At 76.4% G+C, this 233-nt stretch carries 1 pseudogene; it reads left to right on the forward strand.

What is annotated here, in order from left to right:
- Nucleotides 1–215, forward strand: a pseudogene (locus KVT44_RS57230) (four-helix bundle copper-binding protein); the annotation flags it as partial.
- Nucleotides 216–233 lie beyond the last annotated feature (18 nt).

Raw genomic sequence — 233 nt, forward strand, 5'->3', positions numbered from 1 at the left:
GGGTGGGGGTGTGCGACCCGCCCTGCCGTGTGCTGGCGGAGGAGGCCCCCCGGGGCACGGCCGGCATCCCCGTCCAGGGCGAGTGGTGCCGTACCGTCTGCCGCGAGTGCGCGGACGTCTTCGACGAGCCCCCGGGCGGGCAGGACAGCGCCAAGGCCTGCCGGGAGTGCGCCCAGGCCTGCACGGCCTTCCCCGCCACACTGAGCCGCGGCTGAAACACCGCCCCGGAGTTC

The sequence above is a fragment of the Streptomyces sp. GbtcB7 genome (assembly GCF_019091445.1).
GTDB lineage: Bacteria > Actinomycetota > Actinomycetes > Streptomycetales > Streptomycetaceae > Streptomyces > Streptomyces mirabilis.